The sequence below is a fragment of the Roseateles sp. genome, assembly GCF_047654785.1.
GTDB lineage: Bacteria > Pseudomonadota > Gammaproteobacteria > Burkholderiales > Burkholderiaceae_C > Pelomonas.
Window position 1 is genome coordinate 1,724,679 of sequence record NZ_JASGKQ010000003.1, and the last position, 25,341, is coordinate 1,750,019.

General features: G+C 71.8%; 28 protein-coding genes. 12 read left to right on the top strand and 16 right to left on the bottom strand.

Features of this window, described 5'->3' with window-relative positions; genetic code table 11:
• Window positions 1-35: 35 nt before the first annotated feature.
• Window positions 36-1,388, bottom strand: coding sequence for a 3-deoxy-7-phosphoheptulonate synthase (locus QM788_RS16940; RefSeq protein ID WP_415662626.1), 1,353 nt, complete (start codon window positions 1,386-1,388; stop codon window positions 36-38).
• Here QM788_RS16940 and QM788_RS16945 point away from each other — a divergent pair.
• From QM788_RS16945 to QM788_RS16960, 4 genes are read left to right on the top strand one after another with little or no spacing between them, the layout of a single operon-like run.
• Entirely contained in the window at window positions 1,378-1,788 is a 411-nt protein-coding gene (locus QM788_RS16945; protein WP_415662627.1) for a LysR substrate-binding domain-containing protein, read from the top strand. The two genes, QM788_RS16940 and QM788_RS16945, sit on opposite strands and share 11 nt — an antisense overlap.
• On the top strand, window positions 1,779-2,819 hold the full coding sequence (locus tag QM788_RS16950) for a quinone-dependent dihydroorotate dehydrogenase (protein ID WP_415662628.1): 1,041 nt from the start codon (window positions 1,779-1,781) through the stop codon (window positions 2,817-2,819). The genes QM788_RS16945 and QM788_RS16950 overlap by 10 nt, the downstream gene beginning before the upstream one ends.
• A gap of 4 nt (window positions 2,820-2,823) precedes the next feature.
• Window positions 2,824-3,318 (top strand): outer membrane protein assembly factor BamE, encoded by a 495-nt coding sequence (locus QM788_RS16955; RefSeq protein ID WP_415662629.1) that lies wholly within the window; start codon window positions 2,824-2,826, stop codon window positions 3,316-3,318.
• Entirely contained in the window at window positions 3,318-4,640 is a 1,323-nt protein-coding gene (locus QM788_RS16960) for a TAXI family TRAP transporter solute-binding subunit (RefSeq protein ID WP_415662630.1), read from the top strand. Before QM788_RS16955 ends, QM788_RS16960 begins: the two co-directional genes overlap by 1 nt.
• Before the next feature lie 221 nt (window positions 4,641-4,861).
• Here the strand turns inward: QM788_RS16960 and QM788_RS16965 are convergent, their stop codons facing one another.
• The 6 genes from QM788_RS16965 to QM788_RS16990 all read right to left on the bottom strand — a co-directional run bounded on the left by QM788_RS16965 (window position 4,862) and on the right by QM788_RS16990 (window position 11,090).
• Window positions 4,862-5,362, bottom strand: a complete 501-nt coding sequence (locus QM788_RS16965; protein WP_415662631.1) for an FxDxF family PEP-CTERM protein — start codon at window positions 5,360-5,362, stop codon at window positions 4,862-4,864.
• Window positions 5,363-5,535: 173 nt separating this feature from the next.
• Entirely contained in the window at window positions 5,536-7,857 is a 2,322-nt protein-coding gene (parC, locus tag QM788_RS16970) for a DNA topoisomerase IV subunit A (RefSeq protein ID WP_415662632.1), read from the bottom strand.
• A complete protein-coding gene (locus QM788_RS16975) occupies window positions 7,854-8,378 on the bottom strand; it encodes a GNAT family N-acetyltransferase (RefSeq protein WP_415662633.1) in 525 nt (174 codons plus the stop codon). The genes parC and QM788_RS16975 overlap by 4 nt, the downstream gene beginning before the upstream one ends.
• Window positions 8,375-8,818: a PIN domain-containing protein gene (locus tag QM788_RS16980; protein WP_415662634.1), complete on the bottom strand. Its 444-nt coding sequence runs from the start codon at window positions 8,816-8,818 to the stop codon at window positions 8,375-8,377. Before QM788_RS16980 ends, QM788_RS16975 begins: the two co-directional genes overlap by 4 nt.
• Window positions 8,805-9,038: an AbrB/MazE/SpoVT family DNA-binding domain-containing protein gene (locus tag QM788_RS16985; protein WP_415662635.1), complete on the bottom strand. Its 234-nt coding sequence runs from the start codon at window positions 9,036-9,038 to the stop codon at window positions 8,805-8,807. Before QM788_RS16985 ends, QM788_RS16980 begins: the two co-directional genes overlap by 14 nt.
• 45 nt (window positions 9,039-9,083) lie before the next feature.
• Complete coding sequence (locus tag QM788_RS16990) at window positions 9,084-11,090, bottom strand: DNA topoisomerase IV subunit B (RefSeq protein ID WP_415662636.1); 2,007 nt, start codon at window positions 11,088-11,090, stop codon at window positions 9,084-9,086.
• A 90-nt stretch (window positions 11,091-11,180) separates the two neighbouring features.
• On the opposite strand from QM788_RS16990, the gene QM788_RS16995 reads away from it, so the two are divergent.
• The 7 genes from QM788_RS16995 to QM788_RS17025 all read left to right on the top strand — a co-directional run bounded on the left by QM788_RS16995 (window position 11,181) and on the right by QM788_RS17025 (window position 17,445).
• Window positions 11,181-12,602 carry an amidohydrolase family protein gene (locus QM788_RS16995; RefSeq protein ID WP_415662637.1) on the top strand — a complete coding sequence of 474 codons (1,422 nt, stop codon included), beginning with the start codon at window positions 11,181-11,183 and terminating at the stop codon, window positions 12,600-12,602.
• Between the two features lie 15 nt (window positions 12,603-12,617).
• A complete protein-coding gene (locus tag QM788_RS17000) occupies window positions 12,618-13,835 on the top strand; it encodes an MFS transporter (protein ID WP_415662638.1) in 1,218 nt (405 codons plus the stop codon).
• Window positions 13,832-13,957 carry a hypothetical protein gene (locus QM788_RS17005; RefSeq protein ID WP_415662639.1) on the top strand — a complete coding sequence of 42 codons (126 nt, stop codon included), beginning with the start codon at window positions 13,832-13,834 and terminating at the stop codon, window positions 13,955-13,957. The genes QM788_RS17000 and QM788_RS17005 overlap by 4 nt, the downstream gene beginning before the upstream one ends.
• On the top strand, window positions 13,954-14,454 hold the full coding sequence (locus QM788_RS17010; protein ID WP_415662640.1) for a class I SAM-dependent methyltransferase: 501 nt from the start codon (window positions 13,954-13,956) through the stop codon (window positions 14,452-14,454). Before QM788_RS17005 ends, QM788_RS17010 begins: the two co-directional genes overlap by 4 nt.
• 31 nt (window positions 14,455-14,485) lie before the next feature.
• Complete coding sequence (gene dapA / locus QM788_RS17015; RefSeq protein ID WP_415662641.1) at window positions 14,486-15,367, top strand: 4-hydroxy-tetrahydrodipicolinate synthase; 882 nt, start codon at window positions 14,486-14,488, stop codon at window positions 15,365-15,367.
• Window positions 15,368-15,521: 154 nt separating this feature from the next.
• Window positions 15,522-16,643: an outer membrane protein assembly factor BamC gene (gene bamC, locus QM788_RS17020; protein ID WP_415662642.1), complete on the top strand. Its 1,122-nt coding sequence runs from the start codon at window positions 15,522-15,524 to the stop codon at window positions 16,641-16,643.
• A 22-nt stretch (window positions 16,644-16,665) separates the two neighbouring features.
• The gene (locus QM788_RS17025) at window positions 16,666-17,445 is read left to right on the top strand and encodes an MBL fold metallo-hydrolase (protein ID WP_415662643.1); all 780 of its coding nucleotides are present in this window, start codon (window positions 16,666-16,668) and stop codon (window positions 17,443-17,445) included.
• An 83-nt stretch (window positions 17,446-17,528) separates the two neighbouring features.
• Here QM788_RS17025 and QM788_RS17030 read toward each other — a convergent pair whose 3' ends face one another.
• From QM788_RS17030 to QM788_RS17040, 3 genes are all read right to left on the bottom strand, one after another.
• Complete coding sequence (locus tag QM788_RS17030; RefSeq protein ID WP_415662644.1) at window positions 17,529-17,756, bottom strand: hypothetical protein; 228 nt, start codon at window positions 17,754-17,756, stop codon at window positions 17,529-17,531.
• Window positions 17,757-17,917: 161 nt separating this feature from the next.
• Entirely contained in the window at window positions 17,918-18,412 is a 495-nt protein-coding gene (locus QM788_RS17035; protein ID WP_415662645.1) for a hypothetical protein, read from the bottom strand.
• The gene (locus tag QM788_RS17040; RefSeq protein WP_415662646.1) at window positions 18,409-19,524 is read right to left on the bottom strand and encodes a JmjC domain-containing protein; all 1,116 of its coding nucleotides are present in this window, start codon (window positions 19,522-19,524) and stop codon (window positions 18,409-18,411) included. The genes QM788_RS17035 and QM788_RS17040 overlap by 4 nt, the downstream gene beginning before the upstream one ends.
• 32 nt (window positions 19,525-19,556) lie before the next feature.
• Between QM788_RS17040 and QM788_RS17045 the strand changes: the two genes are divergently transcribed.
• Window positions 19,557-20,075, top strand: coding sequence for an FKBP-type peptidyl-prolyl cis-trans isomerase (locus tag QM788_RS17045; RefSeq protein ID WP_415662647.1), 519 nt, complete (start codon window positions 19,557-19,559; stop codon window positions 20,073-20,075).
• Here QM788_RS17045 and dut read toward each other — a convergent pair.
• Genes dut through QM788_RS17075 form a run of 6 tightly spaced genes read right to left on the bottom strand, consistent with a single transcriptional unit; the run spans window position 20,069 to window position 25,334 of the window.
• Window positions 20,069-20,518, bottom strand: coding sequence for a dUTP diphosphatase (gene dut / locus QM788_RS17050; protein WP_415662648.1), 450 nt, complete (start codon window positions 20,516-20,518; stop codon window positions 20,069-20,071). The genes QM788_RS17045 and dut overlap by 7 nt on opposite strands.
• The gene (gene coaBC / locus QM788_RS17055; RefSeq protein ID WP_415662649.1) at window positions 20,518-21,732 is read right to left on the bottom strand and encodes a bifunctional phosphopantothenoylcysteine decarboxylase/phosphopantothenate--cysteine ligase CoaBC; all 1,215 of its coding nucleotides are present in this window, start codon (window positions 21,730-21,732) and stop codon (window positions 20,518-20,520) included. The genes dut and coaBC overlap by 1 nt, the downstream gene beginning before the upstream one ends.
• Window positions 21,732-22,415 (bottom strand): tRNA (guanosine(46)-N7)-methyltransferase TrmB, encoded by a 684-nt coding sequence (trmB, locus tag QM788_RS17060; protein WP_415662650.1) that lies wholly within the window; start codon window positions 22,413-22,415, stop codon window positions 21,732-21,734. Before trmB ends, coaBC begins: the two co-directional genes overlap by 1 nt.
• The gene (gene deoA / locus QM788_RS17065) at window positions 22,415-23,734 is read right to left on the bottom strand and encodes a thymidine phosphorylase (RefSeq protein WP_415662651.1); all 1,320 of its coding nucleotides are present in this window, start codon (window positions 23,732-23,734) and stop codon (window positions 22,415-22,417) included. Before deoA ends, trmB begins: the two co-directional genes overlap by 1 nt.
• 2 nt (window positions 23,735-23,736) lie before the next feature.
• Entirely contained in the window at window positions 23,737-24,489 is a 753-nt protein-coding gene (deoC, locus tag QM788_RS17070) for a deoxyribose-phosphate aldolase (RefSeq protein WP_415662652.1), read from the bottom strand.
• 8 nt (window positions 24,490-24,497) lie between these two features.
• Window positions 24,498-25,334 carry a purine-nucleoside phosphorylase gene (locus QM788_RS17075; RefSeq protein WP_415662653.1) on the bottom strand — a complete coding sequence of 279 codons (837 nt, stop codon included), beginning with the start codon at window positions 25,332-25,334 and terminating at the stop codon, window positions 24,498-24,500.
• Window positions 25,335-25,341 lie beyond the last annotated feature (7 nt).

Consider the following 25,341-nt stretch of genomic DNA (forward strand, 5'->3'; position numbering starts at 1 on the left):
GGGGCGTGTGTGGCGGGTGGTGGCCGGCGGCCGCGTCAGCCGCGGCGGCTGCGCACGGCGGCGGCCAGCTCGCGCAGCAGCGGCTCGGTCTGCGACCAGCCCAGGCAGGCGTCGGTGATGGACACGCCGGGCTTGAGGTCGGCACGGGTCTGGCCCTCGGCGAGGTCCTGGCGGCCGGGCTGCAGATGGCTCTCGATCATGACGCCGGTGATGCGCGCGTCGCCGCCGGCGATCTGCGCGGCCACGTCGCGGCCCACGTCCACCTGGCGCTCGTACTGCTTGCTGGAGTTGGCGTGCGAGAAGTCGATCATGACCTGCTCGCGCAGGCCCGAGGCCCGCAGCGCCGCGCAGGCGGCGGCGACGGAGGCGGCGTCGTAGTTGGGCGCCTTGCCACCGCGCAGGATGACGTGACAGTCCTGGTTGCCGCGGGTCTCGAAGATCGCGGCCGTGCCCATCTTGGTCATGCCCATGAAGGCGTGCGACGAGCTCGCGGCCAGCACGGCGTCGCTGGCGACCTTGATGCCGCCGTCGGTGCCGTTCTTGAAGCCGACCGGGCAGCTCAGGCCCGACGCGAGCTGGCGGTGGCTCTGGCTCTCGGTGGTGCGCGCGCCGATCGCGCCCCAGGCGATCAGGTCGGAGATGTACTGCGGCGACAGCAGGTCCAGGAACTCGGTGCCGGCCGGCAGGCCCAGGCCGTTCACGTCCAGCAGCAGCTGGCGCGCCAGGCGCAGGCCCTCGTTCATGTGGAAGCTGCCGTCCAGCCGCGGGTCGTTGATGTAGCCCTTCCAGCCCACCGTGGTGCGCGGCTTCTCGAAGTAGACGCGCATGACGATCAGCAGCTCGCGCTGCAGCTCGTCGCGGGCCACCTTGAGCAGCCGGGCGTAGTCCATCGCCTGGTCGTGGTCGTGGATGGAGCAGGGGCCGACGATGACCAGCAGCCGGTCGTCGCGGCCGTGCAGCACGTCGCCGATCTGCTGGCGCGCGCGCTCCACCAGCTCCAGCGTCGCGTCGGGGATGGGCAGTTCCTCCAGCAGCAGCGCGGGGCTGATCAGCGCGCGCACGGCGCCGATGCGGGTGTCGTCGGTGCGGGTGGTGTCGCGGGTCTCGTCGCGGGAGCCGGCTTCGTGGTCGTGGCGGGGGTCGTCCAGGGGTTTCATCGCGGGGTTCCAGGCAAGCCCGGCATTCTCACCGCTTGGCGGCCGCCAGGCAGACCGCCAAGCGGACAGGCCGAAGCCCGCCAGCGCCAGCGGCGCCAGCCGCTCGCCGAGCAGCACGAAGCCCAGCAGCGCCGACACCCCCGGCACCAGGAAGAACAGGCCCGCCACCCGGCCCGCCTGGCCGCGCCGGATCATCACGAACATCAGGCTGAAGGCGCCGATGGAATTCACCAGGCCGGACGCGGCGGCGGCGGCCCGCTGGCGCTTCCGGCACGCCGAGTTGGGCGAGGCCGACGTGGAGACGCGCGGCACGCTGCGCTTCGAGAGCGGGCTGACGGCCAACAGCAGCGAGTCGCTGCGCGTCGCCGCGCTGGCCGGCCTGGGCCTGGCCGTGCTGCCGACCTACGCCATCGGCGCCGACCTGCGCGCCGGCCGGCTGCGCGCCGTGCTGCCCGGCTGGCAGCCGGTCGGCGGGCTGGCGGACGCGGACACGCTCTACGCCGTCTACCTGCCGGGCCGCGCACCGCGCCACCCGGCGCCCAAGGTGCGCGCGCTGATCGACTTCATGCTGGAGAAGCTGGGCGAGCTGCCGCCCTGGGACCGTGAAGAGACAATGCCGCCATGCCCCTGATCCCCTACGCCCTCGCCCGCCCCTTGCTGTTCGGCCTGGACGCCGAGCACGCCCACGAGCTGACGCTGAACGCCATCGCGCGGCTGCAGAACACGCCCGCCCAGTGCCTGTGGAGCGGCAGCCGCATCAGCGACCCGGTGAACGTCGCCGGCCTGCGCTTCCCCAACCGCGTCGGCCTGGCCGCCGGGCTGGACAAGAACGGCCGCTGCATCGACGGCCTGGGCGCGATGGGCTTCGGCTTCATCGAGGTCGGCACGGTCACGCCCCAGGGCCAGCCCGGCAACGACAGGCCGCGCATGTTCCGCCTGCCCGCGGCCAACGCGCTGATCAACCGGCTGGGCTTCAACAACGAGGGGCTGGCGAGCTTCGTCGCCAACGTGAAGCGCGCGCACAGCTTCCGGGCGGCCGGCGGCATCCTGGGCCTGAACATCGGCAAGAACGCCGCCACGCCCATCGAGCGCGCGGCGGACGACTACCTGGCCGGCCTGGAGGGCGTGCACCCGCATGCCGACTACGTGACCGTCAACATCTCCAGCCCCAACACCAAGAACCTGCGCGCGCTGCAGGGCGACGAAGCGCTGGACGCGCTGCTCGGCGCGCTGCAGCGGCGCAAGCAGCAGCTCGACGCGCAAAACGGCCGCCGCGTGCCGATGTTCGTGAAGATCGCGCCGGACCTGGAGCAAGACCAGGTCGCCGTCATCGCCCGCACGCTGACGGCCAACGGCATCGACGGCGTCATCGCCACCAACACCACCATCGCCCGCGAGCAGGTGCAGGGCCTCGCGCATGCGGACGAGGCCGGCGGGCTGTCCGGCGCGCCGGTGTTCGAGGCCAGCAACCGCGTGATCCGCCTGCTGCGCGCGGCGCTGCCGGCGGGCTATCCCATCATCGGCGTCGGCGGCGTGATGAGCGGCGCCGACGCGCGCGCCAAGCTCGCGGCCGGCGCCGACCTCGTGCAGGTCTACACCGGCCTCATCTACAAGGGCCCGGCGCTGGTGGCCGACTGCGCGCAGGCGCTGGCCAGGGGTTGACGCCATGCGCCGCCGCGCCGCCCTCGCCTGCCTCGCGCTGCTCGCCGGCTGCGCGACGCCCGGCCGCGACGCGCGGCTGCGGCCCGGCGCCAGCACCGAGGCGGACGTGGTGGCGCTGTACGGCGCGCCCAAGCGCGTCTGGCCCGAGGCCGACGGCGGGCGCACGCTGGAGTATTCGAGCCAGCCCCTGGGCCAGCACTGCTGGATGGTGCGGCTCGCGGCCGACGGCCGGCTGCGCGGCGTCGAGGACACGCTGGCGCCGGCCGGCCGCGCGCGCGTCGTGCCCGGCATGACGCCCGAGCAGGTCAGCCGCCTGCTCGGCGCCGAGCGCAGCCGCGTGTTCTACCGCCTCAGCGGCGAGGAGGTCTGGGACTGGACCATCGCGCCCGACGGTTCGGACTACGGCATGCGCTTCAACGTCCACTTCAAGGACGGCGCCGTGCTGCGCGCCTCGCAGAGCATGGTGTTCCCGAACCGCCGCTTCCCCGGCCTCGATTGATGGCGCACTTCCAACGCTTGTCGGTGTTCGCGCAGTCGCTGCGCGACGGGCTGGTGTCCATCGGACCGGTGCTGCTGCTGGTCGGCGCGCTGCTGGCGGCGGCCTATTGGTGGATCGACCCGCAGCCGCCCCGCAGCGTGCGGCTGGCCACGGGGCCGGAGGGCTCGACCTATGCGCTGTTCGGCAAGCGCTATGCCGAGCAGTTGCAGGCTCGGGGCATCACGGTCGAGCAGATCGCCACGGCCGGCTCGGCCGAGAACCTGCAGGCGCTGCGCGACGGCCGCGCGGACGTGGGCTTCGTGCGCGGCGGCACCGGCGAGTTCGACAGCGACGACGACACGCTGCTGTCGCTGGGCTCGCTGTTCTACGAGCCGCTGTGGCTGTTCTACCGCCAGACGCCCGCCCTGCAGCGCGCGCCCGTCACCGCGCTGCCGCCGCTGGCGGCGCTGCGCCTGAACGTGGACACGCCGGGCAGCGGCGTGCCGCTGCTGATGGCGCGGCTCTTCAAGGCCAACAAGCTGGAGCCCGCGCAGCTGCAGTACCTGCCGCCCGAGCAGGCCAGCGAGGCCCTGCTGGCCGGCCGGGTGGACGCCATCGTGCTGGCGCAGGCGCCGCAGTCGCGCTTCGTGCGCCGGCTGCTGCGCGCGCCGGGCATCGCGCTGGTGGACCTGGCGCAGGCCGACGCCTACAGCCGCCGCTTCGGCTTCCTGTCCAGCGTGACGCTGCCGCGCGGCGTGGCCGACCTCGCGGCCGACCTGCCCGCACAGGACGTGCAGATGGTGGCGCTGACCACCGCGCTGCTCGCGCGCGGCGAGCTGCACCCGTCGCTGCGCCAGTTGTTCGCCGAGGCGGCCGTGAAGCTGCACGGCGACGTGGGCTGGTTCAACCGCGCGCGCGACTTCCCCAACACCCGCACCAGCGAACTGCCCGTCAGCGCCGAGGGCGACCAGGCCATCAACGGCACGCCGCCCGTCTACCGGCGCTGGCTGCCGTTCTGGCTGGCCAACCTGGTGCAACGCATGGGCCTGGTCATCGGCGGCCTGCTGGTGCTGCTGCTGCCGCTGTCGCGCGTGGTGCCGCCGCTCTACCAGTGGCGCGTGCGGCGGCGCGTGTTCCGCTGGTATGCGCTGCTGCGCGACCTCGAAGAGCGCGCCGAAGGCCCCGAGCCGCCGGCCGAGCTGCTGAAGAAGCTGGACGAGCTGGACGGGCGCGTCAACCGCATCGCGGTGCCGCTGTCCTATGCGGACGAGCTGTACGCGCTGCGCAACAACATCCACGCGGCGCGCAAGCGCATCGTCGCGCGGCAGCAGGCCACGGGCTGAGCCGGCGCGGCCCGTCGGCCGGCCTCCGGCGACGGTCAGCAGTGGATGACACAGCCCCACGGCAGCGCGCTCCCGATCACCGCAAGGCGCCCTGACGCGCCGTCAGCGTCTGGCCGCTGGCCAACGACATGAAAAAAGCCCTGACGCCGAGCGTCAGGGCTTTTGGAGGTTCACCTCACGCAGGAGCACCCGTGAGGATGGCCCCGGCGTCTAGGCAACGATCAGATGTCGCGGCGGCGGCGCGAAGCGACGAAACCGATGACACCCAGGCCGGCAGCCAGCATGGCGTAGGTTTCGGGTTCCGGCACCGGCACGGCTTGGACGTAGCCGGTGAAGGTGGCGCCGGCACCGGCGTCACCGGAAACCGTCAGCGTGTAGGTGCCAGCGCTCAGGTTCATCAGGCCGGCCAGGCTTTGGCTGGTGAAGGTCACGCCAGGAGCGACGTTGGTGCTGGAGGAGTTGCCCAGCAGCGACTGGCCGTTCAGCGAAGCGCTGAAGCCGGAGATCAGGCCGTAGGGGGCGAACACCGAGAAGTTCAGCGCGCCGGCCGACACGGCGTAGTCGCCGGTCAGGGTGAACTGATAGGTGTTGGTGAAGACACCCGCGACGGTGCCGGCAAAGGTGGCCGTCGGCGGCACGTCGCCCAGATTGATGACGTCGGCGTGGCTGCCAGCAGCGGCGAGTGCCAGGGCGGCGGCCAGAACGGTTGACTTGAATTGCATGTTCAAACTCCTGAACAAAGTGGGGGAAAACGAGGCTGTATTGTGCAGTGCAGCGAACACTTTTGAAGTTCCGAGCACCCCCCCTAACCTAGGGGCAGTTCGTCACTTACATGTAGCGGTTTGTAATGAAATCGTTTAGTAACCCATGCTGGTGATCGGCGCACCAGGCTGGCTCATTCGCGGGTCAGCCGTGCCACTTTCTGGAGCCCGTCCACGGCCTTGCCCTTGCGGGCCCGCCGGGCCGCGTGGGCCAGCAGGGACTGGTTCTTCAGCAGTTCGTCGCGCGGTTTGCCGCCCCGGCCGCTGCCGTGGACACGCAGCTGCGTCGTGAAGCAGGCGAGCGACAGCAGGCCGTCCTTGGCGTCCAGGTCCATCAGCGCCAGGCCGCGGCCGCCCTTGGGCTGGTGTTTGAGTTCGTCGAGCGGGAAGCACAGCAGCCGACCTTGCGCGCTCAGCACGCCGAGCTGCAGCGCGACGGCGTCATCGGGCACGACGGCCAGCAGCGGCGCCTCGCCGTCGTCCAGCGCCAGGAAGGACTTGCCGGCCTTCTGGCGGCCGACCAGGTCGCCGAGCTGGGCGATCAGGCCGTAACCGCCCGTTCCGGCGAGCACCAGGCGCCGGCCGGGGGCGCCGGCGACGTAGTGGGCGACCTGGGTGCCGGCTTCCAGCTCGATCATGGTCGTGATGGGCTGGCCGTCGCCGCGGCCGCCTGGCAGCGTGGCGACCGGCACCGAGTACACCCGGCCGTTGCTGCCGACGACGACCAGCGGATCGACGCTGCGGCACGGGAACGCGCCCCACAGCGCGTCGCCGGCCTTGAAGGTTTGCGCCGCGACATCGACCTCGTGGCCCTTCAGCGCGCGCACCCAGCCCTTCTGGCTGACGATGACGGTGACGGGCTCATCGACGATCTTCACCTCGGCGACGACGCGCTTCTCGGCCTGGATCAGCGTGCGGCGGTCGTCGCCGTATTGCCTGGCGTCGACCTCGATCTCCTTGATGACGGTGCGGCGCAGCGCGGCGTTGCTGCCCAGGATGTCCTCCAGCTTCGCGCGCTCGTCGCGCAGCTTGGCGAGTTCCTGCTCGATCTTGATGGCCTCCAGCCGCGCGAGCTGGCGCAGGCGGATCTCCAAGATGTCCTCGGCCTGGCGGTCGGAGAGCCTGAAGCGTTCGATCAGCGCGGCCTTGGGCTCGTCGGACTCGCGGATGATGCGGATCACCTCGTCGATGTTCAGCAGCACGAGCTGCCGGCCTTCGAGCACGTGGATGCGGTCGTTGACGTGGGCGAGGCGGTGCTCGGTGCGGCGGCGCACGGTCGTCTGGCGGAAGGCGATCCACTCCGCCAGCACCTCGCGCAGGCTCTTCTGCGTCGGCCGGCCATCGGCGCCGATCATGGTCAGGTTGACCGGCGCGCTGCCCTCCAGGCTGGTGTGGGCCAGCAGCGTGGTGACCAGGTCCTGCTGCTCGACCGTGCGGCTCTTGGGCTCGAAGACGATGCGCACGGCGGCGTCCTTGCTGGACTCGTCGCGCACGCTGTCCAGCACGGCCAGCACGCTGGCCTTGAGCTGCAGCTGCTCGGCCGTCAGCGTCTTCTTGCCGGCCTTGACCTTGGGGTTGGACAGCTCCTCGATCTCTTCGAGCACCTTCTGCGCGCTGGTGCCGTGCGGCAGCTCGGTGACGACGAGCTGCCACTGGCCGCGCGCGAGGTCTTCGATCTTCCAGCGCGCGCGCACCTTGAGGCTGCCGCGGCCCGTCGTGTAGGCGGCGCGGATGTCCTCCGGCGCGCTGATGAGCTGGCCGCCGCCGGGGAAGTCCGGGCCGGGGAGCAGGTCGAACAGCACGTCGTCGCTGAGCTTGTCGTCCTTCAGCAGCGCGACGGCGGCGGCGGCGACCTCGCGCAGGTTGTGGCTGGGGATCTCGGTGGCCAGGCCGACGGCGATGCCGCTGGCGCCGTTCAGCAGCGCGAAGGGCAGGCGCGCCGGCAGCTCGACGGGTTCCTGCGTCGTGCCGTCGTAGTTGGGGCGGAAGTCCACCGTGCCCTCGTCGATCTCGTCGAGCACCAGCCGGGCTATCGGGGCGAGGCGCGCTTCGGTGTAGCGCATCGCGGCGGCGCCGTCGCCGTCGCGGCTGCCGAAGTTGCCGTGGCCGTCGATCAGCGGATAGCGCAGCGAGAAGTCCTGCGCCATGCGCACCAGGGCGTCGTAGACGGATTGGTCGCCATGCGGGTGGAAGCTGCCGAGCACGTCGCCGACGACCTTGGCGCCCTTGACCGGCTTGGCGCCGGAGTTGCCGCTCCAGCCCAGGCCCAGCCGGTGCATGGAATAGAGGATGCGGCGCTGCACGGGCTTCTGGCCGTCGGCATAGCTCGGCAGCGCGCGGCCCTTGACGACGCTGAGCGCGTATTCGAGATAGGCCTGCTGGGCGTAGGCGGCCAGCGCCAGCGCGTTGTCGTCCGCGTCGGCGGCGGCGGTGAAGTCGATGGGGGTCTGGTTCATGGATTCCTGGGTTCTTCCTGGCCGAGCGCGGTGCGCGCCAGGTATTCGCGGTCGAGCAGGGACATGACGACCAGCGAGTCGTAGCCCTCGGCGCTGCGCACGCTTTCGCGCAGCCGGCCTTCCTCGACGAAGCCCTCGCTCTGGTAGAGCGCGAGGGCGCGGGTGTTCAGCGACTTCACGTCCAGCCAGAAGCGGTGCGCCTTCAGTTGCGTGAAGACCAGCGCCTTCAACTGCCGCACCGCCGCGCGGCCGAGGCCGCGGCCCTTGGCCTGCAGCACCAGGCGCTTCAGCTCGACCGAGCCGTGCGGGTTGCGGCAGCCCTGCAGGATGGCGAAGCCGATGCGATGCAGCTCGTCACCTGCTTCGAGGATGAAGTGCCGCGAATCGGGGAAGCGGATCGCGCCCTCGTGCTGCGGCCGCTCCCAGGGCGTGATGAAGGGCAGGTTCGCGCCGTCGCGCTCGACCGAGACGACCCAGTCGAGGTCGGACAGCATCGTCGGGCGCAGGCGCAGGGCGGTCATGCGGTGAAGGGGTTGCGGACGCGCAGGCGCCCCTGCACCAGCAGGCCGTCCTGCAGGTCTTCGCTGAAGAAGGTTTCCGCCCCGCTCTCGACGGCGGCGGCGAGCATCAGCGCATCCCACCACGACAGCGGGTACCGCGACATCAGCAGCAGCGCCTGCCGGTGCGTGGCCAGCGTCTGGCCCACCACCTCGCACAGCGAGGCCAGTTGGGCCGCCACGTCGGCAATGGCGGCCCAGTCCAGCGCCTGCCGGCGGCGCAGCACGTTCACCACCTCGTTGAGCGCCTGCACGCTGGTGAACGGCCGCTGCGCCAGCAGCCGCTCCGCCCGCAGGCTGCGCTGGGGGTCGGCGTCCAGCGTGTAGATCAGCACATTCGTGTCGACGAAGGCCCGCGGCACCGTGTAGACCGGGCCCGCGTCACGCACCTCAATCCCGGGCATTGGCTTCCAGGCGGTCGAACTTGAAGCCCTCGGGCAGGCAGCCGCGGTAGTGGCGCAGGCGGGCCAGCAGGTCGTCGGTGGTCGGCACCTTGGCGAGCTGCAACTGGCGTTCGCCGACGGCCTCGATGGCGATCTCGTCGCCCTCGCGCAGGCCCATCGCCTCTACCACCGCCGCCGGCAGCCGCACGGCCAGGCTGTTGCCCCACTTCGCGATCTTCATGCCCGGCTCCTTGATATACGTCTTGAAAATTGTATATCCAGCGGATCAGATGTCGATCTCCACCGCGTCGCCGTGCAGTTCCATCAGTTCGCGCCGCGACGCGGCCTCGCCCTTGCCCATCAGCTTGTTGAAGGCGTCCACCGTGGCCGCGAAGTCGAACTGCCCATACGTCACACGCGACAGCCGCCGCGTCTCGGGGTTCAGCGTCGTGTCCCACAGCTGCTCGGCGTTCATCTCGCCCAGGCCCTTGAAGCGACTGATGCTCCAGGAGCCCTCGCGGGCGCCTTCCTTGCGCAGCTTGTCCAGCGTCGCGGTCAGCTCGCCGTCGTCCAGCGCGTAGAGCTTGGCGGCCGGCTTCTTGCCGCGCGCCGGGGCGTCCACGCGGTACAGCGGCGGCCGGGCGACGAACACGTGGCCGGCCTCGACCAGCTTCGGGAAGTGGCGGAAGAACAGCGTCAGCAGCAGCACCTGGATGTGCGAGCCGTCCACGTCCGCGTCCGACAGGATGCAGACCTTGCCGTAGCGCAGCCCGCCCAGGTCCGGCGTGTCGTTGGGCCCGTGCGGGTCCACGCCCAGCGCCACCGAGATGTCGTGGATCTCGTTGTTCTTGAACAGCAGGTCGCGCTCCACCTCCCAGGCGTTCAGCACCTTGCCGCGCAGCGGCAGGATGGCCTGGGTCTCCTTGTCGCGCCCCATCTTGGCGCTGCCGCCGGCCGAGTCGCCCTCGACGAGGAAGACCTCGTTCAACGCCAGGTCGCGGCTCTCGCAGTCCGTCAGCTTGCCCGGCAGCACGGCGACGCCCGAGCCCTTTCGTTTTTCAACCTTCTGACTGGCGCGTTGCCGAGTTTGTGCCTGCTTGATGACCAGCTCGGCCAGCTTCCTGCCGTGCTCGACATGCTGGTTCAGCCACAGCTCCAGCGCCGGCTTCACGTAGGCCGACACCAGCCGCAGCGCGTCGCGCGAGTTCAGCCGCTCCTTGGTCTGGCCCTGGAACTGCGGGTCCAGCACCTTGGCGGACAGCACGAAGCTGGCGCGCGAGAACACGTCGTCGGGCATCAGCTTGACGCCCTTGGGCAGCAGCGAATGCATCTCGATGAAGCCCCTCACCGCGCCGAACAGCCCGTCCTTCAGCCCCGACTCGTGCGTGCCGCCGGCCACCGTCGGGATCAGGTTCACATAGCTCTCGCGCAGCGGCGCGCCCTCCTCGGTGAAGGCCACGCACCAGCCCGCGCCCTCGCCCTCGGCAAAGTTCTCGCTCTCGCCGGCCGTCGCGAAGCCCTCGCCCTCGAACAGCGGGATCAGCGGGTCCGCCTGCAGCGACTGCGCCAGGTAGTCGCGCAGCCCGGCCTTGTAGAGCCAGGTGCTCGTCTCGCCGGTCTTCTCGACCTTCAGCGTCACCGTCACGCCCGGCATCAGCACGGCCTTGGAGCGCAACAGATGAATCAGTTCGTGACGCGGCAGCTCCGCGCTCTCGAAATACCTGGCCTCGGGCCAGACGCGCACCGTCGTGCCCTGCTTGCGGTCGCCCCCCTTGGCCGATGCATCGGCCGGCCGCGTGGCCACCGGCTCCACCACGTCGCCATGCTCGAACGCGATGCCGGCCACCTGCTTGTCGCGCCAGACCGTCACCTCCAGCCGCCTGGCCAGCGCATTCGTCACCGACACGCCCACGCCGTGCAGGCCGCCCGAGAAGCTGTAGGCGCCGCCCGAGCCCTTGTCGAACTTGCCGCCCGCGTGCAGCCGCGTGAAGACGATCTCGACGACCGGCACGCCCTCCTCCGGGTGAATGCCGAACGGGATGCCGCGGCCGTCGTCGGCGATGGAGACGGAGCCGTCGGCATGCAGCACCAGGTCAATGCGCTTGCCGAAGCCGGCCAGCGCCTCGTCGGCCGCGTTGTCGATCACCTCCTGGATGATGTGCAGCGGGTTGTCGGTGCGGGTGTACATGCCCGGCCGCTGCTTGACGGGCTCCAGCCCTTTCAGGACGCGGATGGACGCTTCGCCATAGGCGGGGGGAACGGCGGGAGACGGGGAAGACGGGCGGCTGGACATAGGGGCGGGATTCTATGAACCTGCTTACGCGCTCCCCACGCCGCCCCGGGCTAGGATTCGCGCCCCCCCGAAGTCCGACCGACCGCCCTCTTGAGAGTCCTGCCCCTCCTCCTGCTGCTGGCCTGCGGCCTCAGCCACGCCGACGCGCCCTACCAGGCCAGCGCCCCGCTGACCTGGGAGCTGAAGAACGCCCGCTGGTTCGACGGCCGGCAGATCCAGCGCGGCAACCTGTACGTCGAGAACGGCGTGTTCGTCGCCCGCAAGCCGGCCCAGGTCAACCGCAAGATGGACATGCGCGGCCAGGTGCTCATCGGCCCGCTGGCCGAGGCCCACAACCACAACCTGCAGACCGCCTGGGGCTGGCGCCAGTACGCCGACAAATACATCGACGAGGGCGTGTTCTACGCCGCCATGCTGTGCGGCGACCCGGCCGGCGTCGCCGAGGTGCGCCCGCTGGCCGCCGACCCGGCGGCGCCGGACGTCGGCTTCGTCACCGCCTGCATCACCGCCAGCGACGGCTACCCGCTGGCCGCCGTGCTGGGCCAGCCCAGCCCCGAGGCGGCCGCGGCGCAGCAGCTGATCGTGCTGGTCGACAGCCCCGAGCAGGCCGTCGCCCAGTGGCCCGCCATCAAGGCGCGCGGCGGTCAGTGGCTGCGCATCGTGCTGGCGCACAGCGAGCGCCCCGAGCTGCACGGCCGCCCGGAAACCTTCGGCCGCCTGGGCCTGAGCCCCGAGACCGCCGCCACGCTGACCCGTCTCGCCCACGCCGAGCGCCTGCGCGTGGTGGCCCACGTGGAAACCGCCGCCGACTTCAGCGCCGCGCTCGCCGCCGGCGTGGACGCCATCGCCCACCTGCCCGGCTACGCCAACACGCTGGGCGAGCCGCCCGAGACCTTCGCCATCAGCGAGGCCGCCGCCGCGCAGGCCGCGCGCCAGCGCACCGCCGTCATCACGACAACGGCCGCCACCGCCCTCTTCCCGCTCGACGCCGCGCCGCTGGCCGCGCTGCGCGAGGTGCAGCGCGCCAACCTCGCGCGGCTGCGGGCGGCCGGCGTGCCGCTGCTGCTGGGCTCGGACGTCTTCATCGGCACCGCCCGCGCCGAGCTGCATGCGCTGGACGACCTCGGCCTGGACCGCGCCACGCTGCTGCGCCTGGCCACCATCGACACGCCGCGCGCCCTCTTCCCCGGCCGCCGGATCGGCTGCTTCGAGCCCGGCTGCGAGGCCAGCTTCCTCGTGCTGGGCAGCGACCCGCTGACCGACCTGGCCCAGGTCGACAAGCCCATGCTGCGCGTCAAGCAGGGCCGGCTGCTGACGCGGCTGGCCGAGGTGGCCGCGTCCAGCTCGCAGGCCAGCGCCTCCACCGCCGACCCGCCGGCCGCGAAGAAAAAGCCGGCGGCCCGCAAGAAGGCGCAGGCCGGCAAGGGCACGGCGAAGGCAAAAGCCAAGGCCAAGGCCAGGCCCAAGGCTGCGGCCAAAACCAAGGCGACAACCAAGGCCAAGCGGCGCTGACTACAGTCCCGCCCCATGAACGACACGTCCCGCGCCACGGCCACCGGCCTGTCCGTCCAGCAGGTGCTGCTGTGCGGCGCCCTCATCGTCACCGTGTCGATGGGCATCCGGCACGGCTTCGGCTTCTGGCTGCAGCCCATCGTCACCGAACGCGGCTGGACGCGCGAGACCTTCTCCTTCGCCATGGCGGTGCAGAACCTCGCCTGGGGCCTGGCCGGCCCCGCCGCCGGCATGCTGGCGGACCGCTTCGGCGCCTGGAAGGTGCTGGCCGCCGGCGGCGCCGCCTACGCGCTGGGCCTGCTGGCCATGGCCACGGCCAGCCACCCGCTGGGCTTCACGCTCGGCGCGGGCGTGCTGATCGGCATCGCCCAGTCGGGCTCCACCTACGCCGTCATCTACGGCGTGCTGGGCCGCACCGTGGCGCCCGAGAAGCGCTCCTGGGCCTTCGGCGTCGCGGCGGCGGCGGGCTCCTTCGGCCAGTTCGCGATGATCCCCATCGAGACTTGGCTCATCGGCCGCGTCGGCTGGCAGGCGGCGCTGTTCCTGCTGGCCGCCGCGGCGCTGCTGATCGTGCCGCTGGCGCTGGGCGTGCGCGAACGGCAGGCCAACGGCGCCGCCGCCGGGCACCAGAGCATCGGCCAGGCGCTGCGCGAGGCCTTCGGCTACCGCAGCTTCCAGCTGCTGATGCTGGGCTACTTCGTCTGCGGCTTCCAGGTCGTCTTCATCGGCGTGCACCTGCCCAGCTACCTGAGGGACCACGGCCTGGGGCTGGACGTGTCCACCGGCGCGCTGATGCTGATCGGGCTGTTCAACGTCTTCGGCACCTACGCCGCCGGCTCGCTGGGCCAGCGCTACCCGAAGCGCTACCTGCTGTCGGCCATCTACGGCCTGCGCGCCGTGGCCATCCTGGCCTTCATCTCGCTGCCGCTGTCGCCGCTGAGCGTCTACCTGTTCGCGGCCGTCATGGGCTTTCTGTGGCTGTCCACGGTGCCGCCGACCAATGCCGTGGTCGCGCAGATCTTCGGCGCCCAGCACCTGTCCATGCTGGGCGGCTTCGTGTTCCTGAGCCACCAGGTCGGCAGCTTCCTGGGCGTGTGGCTGGGCGGCCGGCTGTACGACGCCACCGGCAGCTACGACGTGGTCTGGTGGCTGTCCATCGCGCTGGGCGTCATGGCGCTGCTGGCCAACCTGCCGGTGCGCGAGTCGCCCATCCCGAGGGTCCGGCCGGCATGAAGCCGCGCCGCTGGATCTGGCCGGCGCTGGCCGCCGCCGCGCTGGCGGCGACGGTGCTGGCCTACCGCCACCCGGCGGTCATGGTGCAGCTGGGCGAGCAGATCTGGGCCTGCTTCGGATGACGCCCTCCGCCTGGCTGCAGCGCTTCGCCACGCCCTCGCCCGGCACCGCGCTGGACCTGGCCTGCGGCGCGGGCCGCAACCTGCTGTGGCTGGCCCGGGCCGGCTGGCGGGTCACCGGCGTGGACCGCGACACGGCCGCCACCGCGCCGCTGCGCGGCCACGCCGAGATCATCGACGCCGACCTCGAGAACGCCGCCTGGCCGCTGGCCGGCCGCGCGTTCGACCTGGTCGTCGTCTGCAACTACCTGTGGCGGCCGCTGTTCGAACCCATCCGCGCCGCCGTCAAGCCCGGCGGCTGGCTGGTGTGGGAGACCTTCGCCGATGGCCAGCAGGCCATCGGCCGGCCGTCGCGGCCCGACTTCCTGCTGCAGCGCGGCGAGCTGCTGCGCGTCTGCGGCGACTGGCGCATCGTGGCTTACGAAGACCTGTTCGAGCCGGGCGTCAACCCGCGCTTCGTCCAGCGCGTTGCGGCCGTCCGCCCGCATCCGGCGGCCTAAAATCGCCCCCATTCCTCCAGACCAGCCCACCATGAAGCCCATCCTCGGCAGCATCGTCGCCCTCGTCACGCCCATGCACGACGACGGCAGCATCGACTACCCGGCCCTGCGCCGCCTGATCGACTGGCACATCGAGGAAGGCACGGCCTGCGTCGGCGTCGTCGGCACCACCGGCGAGTCGCCCACGGTCAGCATGGAAGAGAACCGCGAGATCATCCGCGCCGCCGTCGAGCACGCCCGGGGCCGCATCCCCATCCTGGCCGGCACCGGCGCCAATTCCACCGCCGAGGCCATCGAGCTGAGCCGCTACGCCAAGGAAGTCGGCGCGGACTGCACGCTGTCGGTCGTGCCCTACTACAACAAGCCGTCCCAGGAAGGCATCTACCAGCACTTCAAGGCCATCGCCGAGGCCGTGGACATCCCGATGATGCTCTACAACGTGCCCGGCCGCACCGTCGCGGACATGGCGCCCGAGACCGCGCTGCGCTGCGCCGCGCTGCCCGGCGTGTTCGGCGTCAAGGAGGCCACCGGCAACATCGAGCGCGCCGCCTTCCTCATCAAGCACGCGCCCGAGGGCTTCCACATCTACTCGGGCGACGACGGCACCGCCGTGGCCCTGATGCTGCTGGGCGGGCACGGCAACGTCAGCGTGACGGCCAACGTCGCACCGCGCCAGATGGCCGAGCTGTGCCGCCTGGCGCTGGCCGGCAACGCCGTCGAGGCCCGCAAGATCCACCTGCAGCTGCTGGGCCTGCACAAGCAGCTGTTCTGCGAGCCCAGCCCCGGCCCGGCCAAGTGGGCGTTGTCGCGCCTGGGCCGCTGCGGCGCCGCGCTGCGCCTGCCGATCACGCCGCTGACGCCCGCCGGCCAGGCCAGCGTCGCCCAGGCCATGAGCGACGCCGGCCTGCTCTGAGCACCGGTGGTGGCTCTGGTCTAATGCGCGGCTGCGCCGGCCCGGGCCGGCGCCTTTGTTCCCGGAGAGTTCCAGCGTGACGTCCCTTCTGTCGATTCGCCCGATTCGTTCGCTTCGCCCCACGGCGACCCGCCTGGCCTGCACGGCCCTCGCCATGTCCTTCGCGGGCTGCAGCACGCTCGGCAACATGTTCTCGTCGGACAAGGTCGACTACCAAACCGCCTCGCGCCAGACCCAGGGCCTGGACATCCCGCCCGACCTGACCCAGCTGGCCCGCGACAACCGCGCCCAGGTGCAGGGCGGCTCCATCACCGCCTCGGCGCTGTCCGCCGCCCGCCCCGCCGCGCCGGCGGCCGCCCCGGGCCAGGCGCTGGCCGCCAACAGCGTGGCGCCCAACGCCGCCGGCAAGGTCAAGCTCGAACGCGCCGGCACCGAGCGCTGGCTGCACGCCGACGCCACGCCCGAACAGATCTGGCCGCAGCTGCGCGCCTTCTGGCAGGAGCGCGGCCTGGAGGTCGTCAAGGACCAGCCGGACGTCGGCGTCATGGAAACCAACTGGGCCGAGAACCGCGCCAAGCTACCGCAGGACTTCATCCGCCAGTCCATCGGCCGCCTCTTCGACGGCCTGTACTCGACCGGCGAGCGCGACATGTACCGCACCCGCGTCGAGCGCAGCGCCAGCGGCACCGACATCTTCATCAGCCACCGCGGCATGCAGGAGGTCTACACCTCGCAGAGCCGCGACTCGACCTCCTGGCAGAACCGCCCGAGCGACCCGTCGCTGGAGGCCGAGATGCTGTCGCGCCTGCTGCTCAAGCTCGGCGGCCAGGAAACGGCGGCCCAGGCCATCGTCGCCGAGACGCCCGCGCAGCCGGCCGCCCAGGCCTCCCCGCTGGCCGTCGGCGGCGAAACCGCCCGCCCGCGCCGCCCGCTGTCCGAGGTGCCCGACAGCCTCGCCGTCGCCGACGGCTTCGACCGCGCCTGGCGCCGCGTCGGCCTGTCGCTGGACCGACATGGCTTCACCATCGAGGACCGCGACCGCGCCGCCGGCCTGTTCTACCTGCGCTACGCCGACCCCGAGAAGGCCGGCCAGGAAGAGCCCAACTTCTTCCAGCGCCTGTTCGGCGCCAAGGCCGCCACGCCGACGCGCTACCGCGTCTCGGTCAAGGCCGAGGGCGACAAGAGCACGGTGCGCGTGCTCGACGAGCGCGGCCAGGCGGTCGCCGACGACAACGCCAAGCGCATCCTCAACCTGCTGATGGACGACCTGAAGTAACGCGCGCCGCGCCGCCGCCGTGATGCGCTTTTGCAGCCTCGGCAGCGGCAGCGGCGGCAATGCGACGCTGGTCGAGGCCAGCCAGGGCATCACGACCACCCGCGTGCTCGTCGACGCCGGCTTCAGCGAACGCGAGCTGACGAAGCGGCTGGCCCGCGCCGGCTGCACGCCGACCGACCTCGACGCCCTCTTCATCACCCACGAGCACGGCGACCACGTCGGCCGCGCGCTGGCGTTCGCGCAGCGCCATCGCATCCCGCTGATCACCAGCCGCGGCACCTGGCGGGCCATCGCGCAGGACGGTTTCGACACCACGCTGCTGAGGCTGGTCCGCAGCGGCGACACCCTGGCGCTGGGCGACCTGGCGCTGCGCCCCTTCAGCGTGCCCCACGATGCGCTGGAGCCGCTGCAGCTGTGCCTGGACGACGGCGCCGCGCGGCTCGGGCTGGTCACCGACCTGGGCTGCGCGCCCGACGCGGTCGCCGACGCGCTGCGAGGCTGCCAGGCGCTGCTGCTGGAATGCAACCACGACGAGGCCATGCTGCGCGCCGGCCCCTACCCGCCCATGCTGCAGCGCCGCATCCTCGGCACGCACGGGCATTTGTCCAACGCCGCTGCGGCCGACCTGCTGGCCCGCTGCCGCGGCGCCGCGCTCGGTACCGTCGTGGCGGCCCACCTGAGCGAGAAAAACAACTCGCCCACGCTGGCCCGCGAGGCGCTGGCGGGCGTGCTCGGCGGCGGACCGGACGATATTCGCGTCGCCGACCCGGCGCTGGGGTTTGGCTGGCTGGCCGTCCGCTGAAACTCACCCGGCGGCGGGCCGGGAAATAGAAAAAGCCGCCGCTGCTTGCGCAGCGACGGCTCTTTTCGCTGGGACGAGGCGAATTACTTCGCGACAGCCGAGGCAGCGGCGTCAACGACGGCCGAAGCGGCAGCCTCAGCGGCGCCGACGGTGGCCGAAGCAGCTTCCGAAGCGGCTTCGACGACGGCCGAGGCGGCCTCCGAAGCGGCTTCAACGACGGGCGCGGGCGCCACGACTTCGGGTTCCTTCTTGCTGCAGGCGGTCAGGGCAACGGCAGCCAGCAGGGAAGCCAACAGGATCGACTTGTTCATACTTGTCCTCAAACGATTAAACGACGGTGCACACCAAAACTTTGGGGTCGTGCGCCGGTGCATGGTTCACCACGGCCGACCCCGAAAGAACAAGACGCGGAAAACCTCGATTGCTTCCCTCGCCTAGCCCGCGATTATAGGGGGGTCGGCTCGGCAAAGATTCACAGCCCCAAAGTCGTGGGGGCAAATGATTCGCTGGATCGTTGCGCCAGGGCATCAAACCATGCCAGGTCCTGCAGCCGCTGCGCCGGCTCGGCGCTCAGCTCGCCGCGCCACAGGTGGCGGTCGAACAGCCGCAGGCCAAGCATGCCGTCGCGCCCGGCGGCCAGCAGCAGGCTTGGCGGCGCGGCATCGAGCCGCACGTCCGCCGCCACCGCGCGCGCGGTGACGCAGTGCGCATGGTCGCGGCGCCAGCGCACGAAGCGCGGGTGGCGCCGGGCCAGGTCCTCGTACTGCAGGGCCAGCAGGTGCAACTGGCGGCCGTGCCCGGCCCAGGCGGCCAGCGCGGCCAGCACCTCGGCATCGGACAGCGGCCAGTCGACGAAGCTGGCATCCCAGGCGTGCAGCTCGCGGCAGCCCTGGCCAGCGGCCCAGGCCAGGGTATCGGCGACCAGGCGCTGGAACTCGGCGCGGCCGGCGAAACCCCGGGGCGTCATGACGGCTGCGGCTGCACCCAGCCGTCCTCGGTCCACTGGTCCAGCAGTTCGCGGGCCTCGGCGGAGAGCTCGGCGACCTCGGCGGCCGTCAGCGCGCGGGCATCCGCGAGCCGCTGCATCAGCGCCGCGTCGCGGCCGCCGGCACGGAAGCTCTCGCCATTCAGGAACACCTGCGTCGCGTCGTAGAGCATGCGGCTGCGCCTGTCCAGGCAGGCGCCCTGCCCGGGCGGCAATGGCTCGCCGGGCTCGAACCAGACGGTGGCCTTGGGCTCGGTCAGCGCCTCGCCCAGGGCCCGCTCCAGCGCCTCGGGGCGCTGCACGGCCGCCTCGACCGCGCGCCGCGCGAAGTCCAGCAACGCGGCCGGCACCCGAGCGGGCGCGGCGACCGCCTGCTGCTGCGGGTCGGCATAGAGCTCGCCGGCCTCGTCGCCCTCGTCGAACAGCCGCGGCAGCAGCTCGGCCGCCAGCGCCTGCGCCGCCGAGGCGCGGAAGCCCACCGAACCGGTGATACAGCCCGGCCCGACGGCCACGCCGTCATGCGCCCAGCCCGGCGGCAGGTAGAGCATGTCGCCCGCGTCCAGCACGAACTCCTGCTCGGGCTTGAAATTGGCAATGATCTTCAGCGGCACGTCGTCGCGCAGCACGGCGTCCTGCTGCGCCGCGATGCGCCAGCGGCGCCGGCCGGCGAGCTGGATCAGGAATACGTCGTAGGAGTCGAAATGCGGGCCGACGCCGCCGCCGTCGCTGGCGACGGACAGCATCAGGTCGTCCAGCCGCGCATCCGGGACGAAGCGGAAGCGGTCCAGCAGCGCGCGCGCCTCGGCGAGGTGCTGGTCCAGCCCCTGCACCAGCAGCGTCCAGCCCGGCTTGGCCATCGCGGGCAGGCGGGCGATGGGGCCGTGCCGGAGCTGCCAGTCGCCGTCGAAGGCGGTGACCAGGCGGCTCTCCACGTCGTCCCGCGCGGCCAGCGCGGCCAGGGCCTTCAGCGTGGCGGGCGGCGCCGCGCCGGCAAAGGCCTGGCGCACCAGCAGCGGCTGCTTCTGCCAGTGCTGGCGCATGAACTGCGCCGGGCTGAGGCCGGCGAGCATCGGGGTCGGGTGGTCGATCTGCATGGCGGGCATTGTGCCGATGCGAAAATGCCGCGATGCAAGTGACCCGCCCCTGTGTCGTCTCCCTGCGCTGGAGACTCGACGATGCCCAGGGCCAGCTCATCGACGAGCTGGCCGAACCGATGGAATTCCTGGTGGGGGGCGACGACCTGTTCGCCAAGGTCGAGGCCGCGCTGGAGGGCCAGCAGGCCGGCTTCGAGACCGACCTCGCGCTGCAACCGGAGGAAGCCTTCGGCGACTACGACTCCGGCCTCGTCTGCTTCGAGGCGCGCGGCCTGTTCCCGGCCGACGTGGCGCCGGGCATGCAGTTCGAGGGTCCGCCGGAAGGCGCCGCCACCGAGGGCATGCCCGACGCGGTCTACACGGTGACCGAGGTCTACCCGGAGCACGTCGTGCTGGACGGCAACCACCCGCTGGCCGGCATCGGCCTGCGCATGCACCTGGTGCTGCTGGACGTGCGCGCGGCGACCGAGGAGGAGGCGCAGGCCGGCTCGGTCGGCGAGCCGATCTTCATGGTGCAGACGGGTGCGCCGCCGGATGAGTCAATTCACTGAGCGCCGGTTGAGCCGAAGCCGCCAGTACCACGGACGGATTCATCGAAGCTGTCCACGCGCCGGAACGCCGCCTGCACGACCGGCACGATGACGAGTTGCGCGATGCGCTCGAAGGGCTGGATCGTGAACTCGCTCTGGCCGCGGTTCCAGCAGCTGACCATCAGCTGGCCCTGGTAGTCGCTGTCGATCAGGCCGACGAGGTTGCCCAGCACGATGCCGTGCTTGTGGCCCAGGCCGGAGCGCGGCAGGACCAGCGCGGCCAGGCCGGGGTCGGCGATGTGGATGGCCAGGCCGGTCGGGATCAGCGTGGTCTGGCCGGGGGCCAGCGTGATGGCTTCATCGAGGCAGGCGCGCAGGTCGAGGCCGGCGCTGCCGGGCGTGGCGTAGGCGGGGATCTGCTCGGCCATGCGGGCGTCGAGCACTTGCAGGTCAATGGCGTGCATCAGAGTCGTGTGGAGAGTTCGGCGATCAGCGCGCGGGCGAGGCTGAGCTTGTCCGCCCGACCTCCCGCTTCAGGCAGCTCGCGCTGGCCTTGTTCGTCGATCAGCAGCAGCGCGTTGTCGTCGCGGCCGAAGGTGGCGGGCCCCAGGTTGGCGACGATCAGCGGGATGCCCTTGCGGCGGCGCTTGGCGTCGGCGTGCTCGGCGAGCTTCTCGCTCTCGGCCGCGAAGCCAACGCAGTAGGGCGGCGCGCTCAGGGCCGCCACGGCCGCGAGGATGTCCGGGTTCTCGGCCATCGCGATCGTGGGCGCGGTCACCGCGCCTTCGGCCTTCTTGAGCTTGTGCTCGTGGACCTCGGCGGGCCGCCAGTCGGCCACGGCCGCGGTGGCGATGAAGGCGTGCTGCTGCGCGGCCAGCGGCAGCACGGCGTCGAACATCTGCCGGGCGGTCTGCACGTCGATGCGCCGCACGCCGCGCGGCGTGGGCAGATGCACCGGGCCGGCCACCAGCGTCACGTCCGCGCCGGCCTCGGCGGCCGCGCGGGCGATGGCGAAGCCCATCTTGCCGCTGCTGTGGTTGCTGATGCCGCGCACCGGGTCGATGGGCTCGAAGGTCGGGCCGGCCGTGATGAGCAGCTTCTTGCCGCGCAGCGGCTTCGGCGCGAGCCGGGCCTCGACGTCGTCGAAGATCTGCTGCGCCTCCAGCATGCGGCCGTCGCCGACCTCGCCGCAGGCCTGGTCGCCGCTGGCCGGGCCGATGACGGTCGCGCCGTCGGCCTCGATCTGCGCGACGTTGCGCCGCGTCGCCGGATGCGCCCACATCTCGCGGTTCATCGCCGGCACGACGAGCAGCGGGCACTCGTGGATGCGGCGGGCCAGCGCGGTCAGGCTGACGAGGTCGTCCGCCCTGCCCTGCGCCAGCGCGGCGATGGCGTCGGCGCTGGCCGGCGCGACGAGCATCGCGTCGGCCTCGCGGCTCAGGTCGATGTGGGCCATGTTGTTGGCGGGCCGCGCGTCCCACTGATCGATGAACACGGGCCGGTTGGACAGCGCCTGCATCGTCACCGGCGTGATGAACTGCTGCGCGGCCTCGGTCATCATGACCTGCACCGTCGCGCCGGCTTTCACAAGCAGCCGCGTCAGTTCCGCGACCTTGTAGCCGGCGATGCCGCCGGTCATGGCCAGCAGGATGTGCTTGCCGCGAAGGGGTGAAGTCATCAACACCTCCTGAACACCAGGTCCCACACGCCGTGGCCCAGCTTGATGCCGCGATTCTCGAACTTGGTCAACGGCCGGTAGGCGGGCTTCTCGGCATAGCCCTGCGCCGTGTTGGCCAGGCCCGGTTCGGCCGACAGCACGTCGAGCATCTGCTCGGCATAGGGCTGCCAGTCGGTCGCGCAGTGCAGGTAGCCGCCGGGGGCGAGGTGCTCGACCAGCCGGGCGACGAACTCGGGCTGGATCAGCCGGCGCTTGTTGTGGCGCTTCTTGTGCCAGGGGTCGGGGAAGAAGATGTGCACGCCAGCCAGCACGCCGGGGCCGATCATGTCGCGCAGCACCTCCACCGCGTCGTGCTGGACGATGCGGATATTGCTCAGTTGCTTCTCGGCGATGAGCTTCAGCAGCGCGCCGACGCCGGGCTCATGCACCTCGCAGCCGATGAAGTCGTGGTCGGGCAGCGTGGCCGCGATCTCGGCCGTCGCGCCGCCCATGCCGAAGCCGATCTCCAGCACCAGCGGGGCCTGGCGGCCGAACACGGCCTCGGGGTCGATGCGCTCGGGCTTGTAGGGCAGCACGAATTTCGGTCCCAGTTCGGCCAGCGCCTTGATCTGGCCCGTGCCCATGCGGCCGGCGCGCGTGACGAAGCTCTTGATCGCGCGGCGCGGCGGGTCGTTCTGTTCCATCAGCCGACCTCGGCCATGACCAGCGGCGCGGCCGACACGGCAGTAACGGCCTCGTCGCCCAGCGTGCAGGCGGCCAGGTAGGACGCGATGGCGCGGTCGGCGGCGGCGTCATCGGCCGCGTGGATCAAGGCCAGCGGCTCGCCGGCGGCGACGCGCGTACCCAGCGGCCGGACCGCGGAGAAGCCGACGCGCATGTCGATGGCGTCCCCCGCCTGGCGGCGGCCGCCGCCCAGCTCGACGATGGCGACGCCGAGGTCGCGCGTCGCCATCGCCGCGAGCACGCCGGCACGCGGCGCGGGCACGGGCTTCACGACGGGCGCGGCGGCGAGGTAGGCGGCAGGCCGCTCCAGCAGGTCGGCCGGGCCGCCCAGCGCGGCGACCATCTGCGCGAACTTCTCGGCCGCCGCGCCGCTGTCCAGCGCGGCCTGCAGCTTCACGCGCGCGGCGGCCGTGTCCGCGCTCAGGCCGCCCAGCACCAGCATCTCGGCGCACAGCGCCAGCGTCACCTCGTGCAGGCGCGGCTCGCGGTGCGCGCCGGTCAGGTAGCGGATGGTCTCGGCGACCTCCAGCGCATTGCCCGCGTCGCTGCCGAGGATCTGGTTCATGTCGGTGATCAGCGCGCGCGTCTTCAGCCCCGCGCCGCCGGCCACGGCAACGATGCTCTCGGCCAGTTCGCGCGCGAACTCGGGCGTGGCGGCGAACGCGCCGTTGCCGCACTTGATGTCCATCGCCAGCCCTTCGAGGCCGGCCGCGAGCTTCTTGGACAAGATGCTGGCCGTGATGAGCGGCACGCTCTCGACGGTGGCCGTCACGTCGCGAGTCGCGTAGAAGCGCTTGTCGGCGGGTGCCAGGTCGGCGGTCTGGCCGATGATGGCGCAGCCCAGCGTCCTGACGAGTTGGTCGAAGCGCTGCGGGTCGGGCGCGGTCGTGTAGCCGGGGATGGCTTCGAGCTTGTCCACCGTGCCGCCCGTGTGGCCGAGGCCGCGGCCGGCGATCATCGGCACGTAGCCGCCGCAGGCCGCCACCATCGGCGCGAGCATCAGGCTGACCTTGTCGCCGACGCCGCCGCTGCTGTGCTTGTCGAGCACCGGGCCGGGCATGTCGGGCCAGCGCATCACGCGGCCGGAGTTCATCATCGCGCGGGTCAGCAGCACGGCCTCGTCGCGGCCCATGCCGCGCAGGAACACGGCCATGCCGAGCGCGGCGACCTGGCCCTCGCTCCAGGTGTCGTGCGTCAGGCCCGCGACGAAGTTCTGGATCTGCGCTTCGTTCAGCGCCTGGCCGTCGCGCTTGGCGCGGATGATTTCTTGGGCAAGCATGGTCAGTAGGTCGCAGTCGTGGCGGCGGATTCGCGGCCGGAGAGGACGGATTCGATGTCGTTGAGCAGCCCGCTCGCGCCGAAACGCAGGCGCTGCGGGTTCAGCGCGGCGGCGCCGAGCGCCGCCTCGGCCTGGGCGATGTAGCCGGCCGCGTCGGCCACCGAGCGCACGCCGCCCGAGGCCTTGAAGCCGGCCGACGGCAGGCCGCTGGCGGCGATTTCCTTCAGCATCACGGCGGCGGCCTCGGGCGTCGCGCCGGTCTTGGTCTTGCCGGTGCTGGTCTTGACGAAATCGGCGCCCGCCGCCAGCGCCAGCCGCGTGGCCTCGGCGATGGCGGCGGCCGTGCCGAGTTCGCCGGATTCGATGATGACCTTCAGCGCCAGCGGCCGGCTGGCGAAGCGCACTTCGGACAGGAACTCGGCGACCTCGCTGGTCTTGCCAGCCAGCAGCGCGCGGTACGGCAACACCACGTCCACTTCATCGCCCCCGGCCTGCGCGATCTCGGCCACGTCGGCCAGCGCGCGCTGCAGGTCCAGCGACCCGTCGGGGAAGTTGGCGACGGCGGCGACCTGGATGGATGCCGGCAGCGCGGCACGGGCCTGGGCGACGAAACGCGGCCAGACGCACACGGCGGCGACGGGGCCATGCACCGTCTGCGCGCGGACGCACAGCGCGGCGATGTCGGCGTCGGTGTCGGCGTCGTTCAGGCTGGTCAGGTCCAGGCAGGCCAGCGCGGTGCGGGCGGCGGCCTTCATGGCCATGCTCACAGCGCCACGTCCTTGAAGCTGGCCACCAGCGCGGCCAGGAAGGCGGACGCGCGCTCGCCGGAGGCCTGCGCCTGCTTCAGCGTCAGGTCGTGCGTCAGCGCCTCGGCGGACAGGCCGGCGGCCATGTTGGTCATCAGCGCCAGGCCCATGACCTTGAGGCCGGCATGGCGGGCCAGGATGGTCTCGGGCACGGTGCTCATGCCGACCGCGTCCGCGCCCCAGGCGGCGAACATGCGGATCTCGGCGGCCGTCTCGAACTGCGGGCCGAGCGCCCAGCAGTAGGTGCCCTCGCCCAGCATCAGGTTCTCGCGCCTGGCCAGCGCCAGCGCGTGCTGGCGCAACTCGCCGTCGTAGGCGTTGACCATGTCGACGAAGCGATGGCTGCCTTGCTCGCCGACCAGCGGGCTGCGCTGCGGCGCGTTGATGTGGTCGGCGATCAGCATCAGGCTGCCGGGCGGCATGTGGCTGCGCAGCGAGCCGGAGGCGTTGGTTTGCAAGAGCAGCTTCACGCCCCAGCGCTTCAGGCTGCGCAGCGCGCCGGCCATGCCGGTGCAGTCGCCGCTCTCGTAGGTGTGGGCGCGGCCACGCAGGAAGATCACGCGCTGCGCGCCGATGCGGCCGGCGACGACCTCGTTGACGTGGCCCTCGACCCTGGGCTGCGGGAAGGCGGGCAGCTCGGTGTAGCGCAGCGACTTGGCGTCCTGCACGTGGCTGACCGCGCCGGCCCAGCCGGAGCCGAGCACGACGGCGACCTCGGGCGCGTCGCCGAACAGGGATTGCAGCTTCTCGACGCTCGCGGTGATCGCGGCGTCGAGGGTCTTGTTGTCGATCATGGGGAAC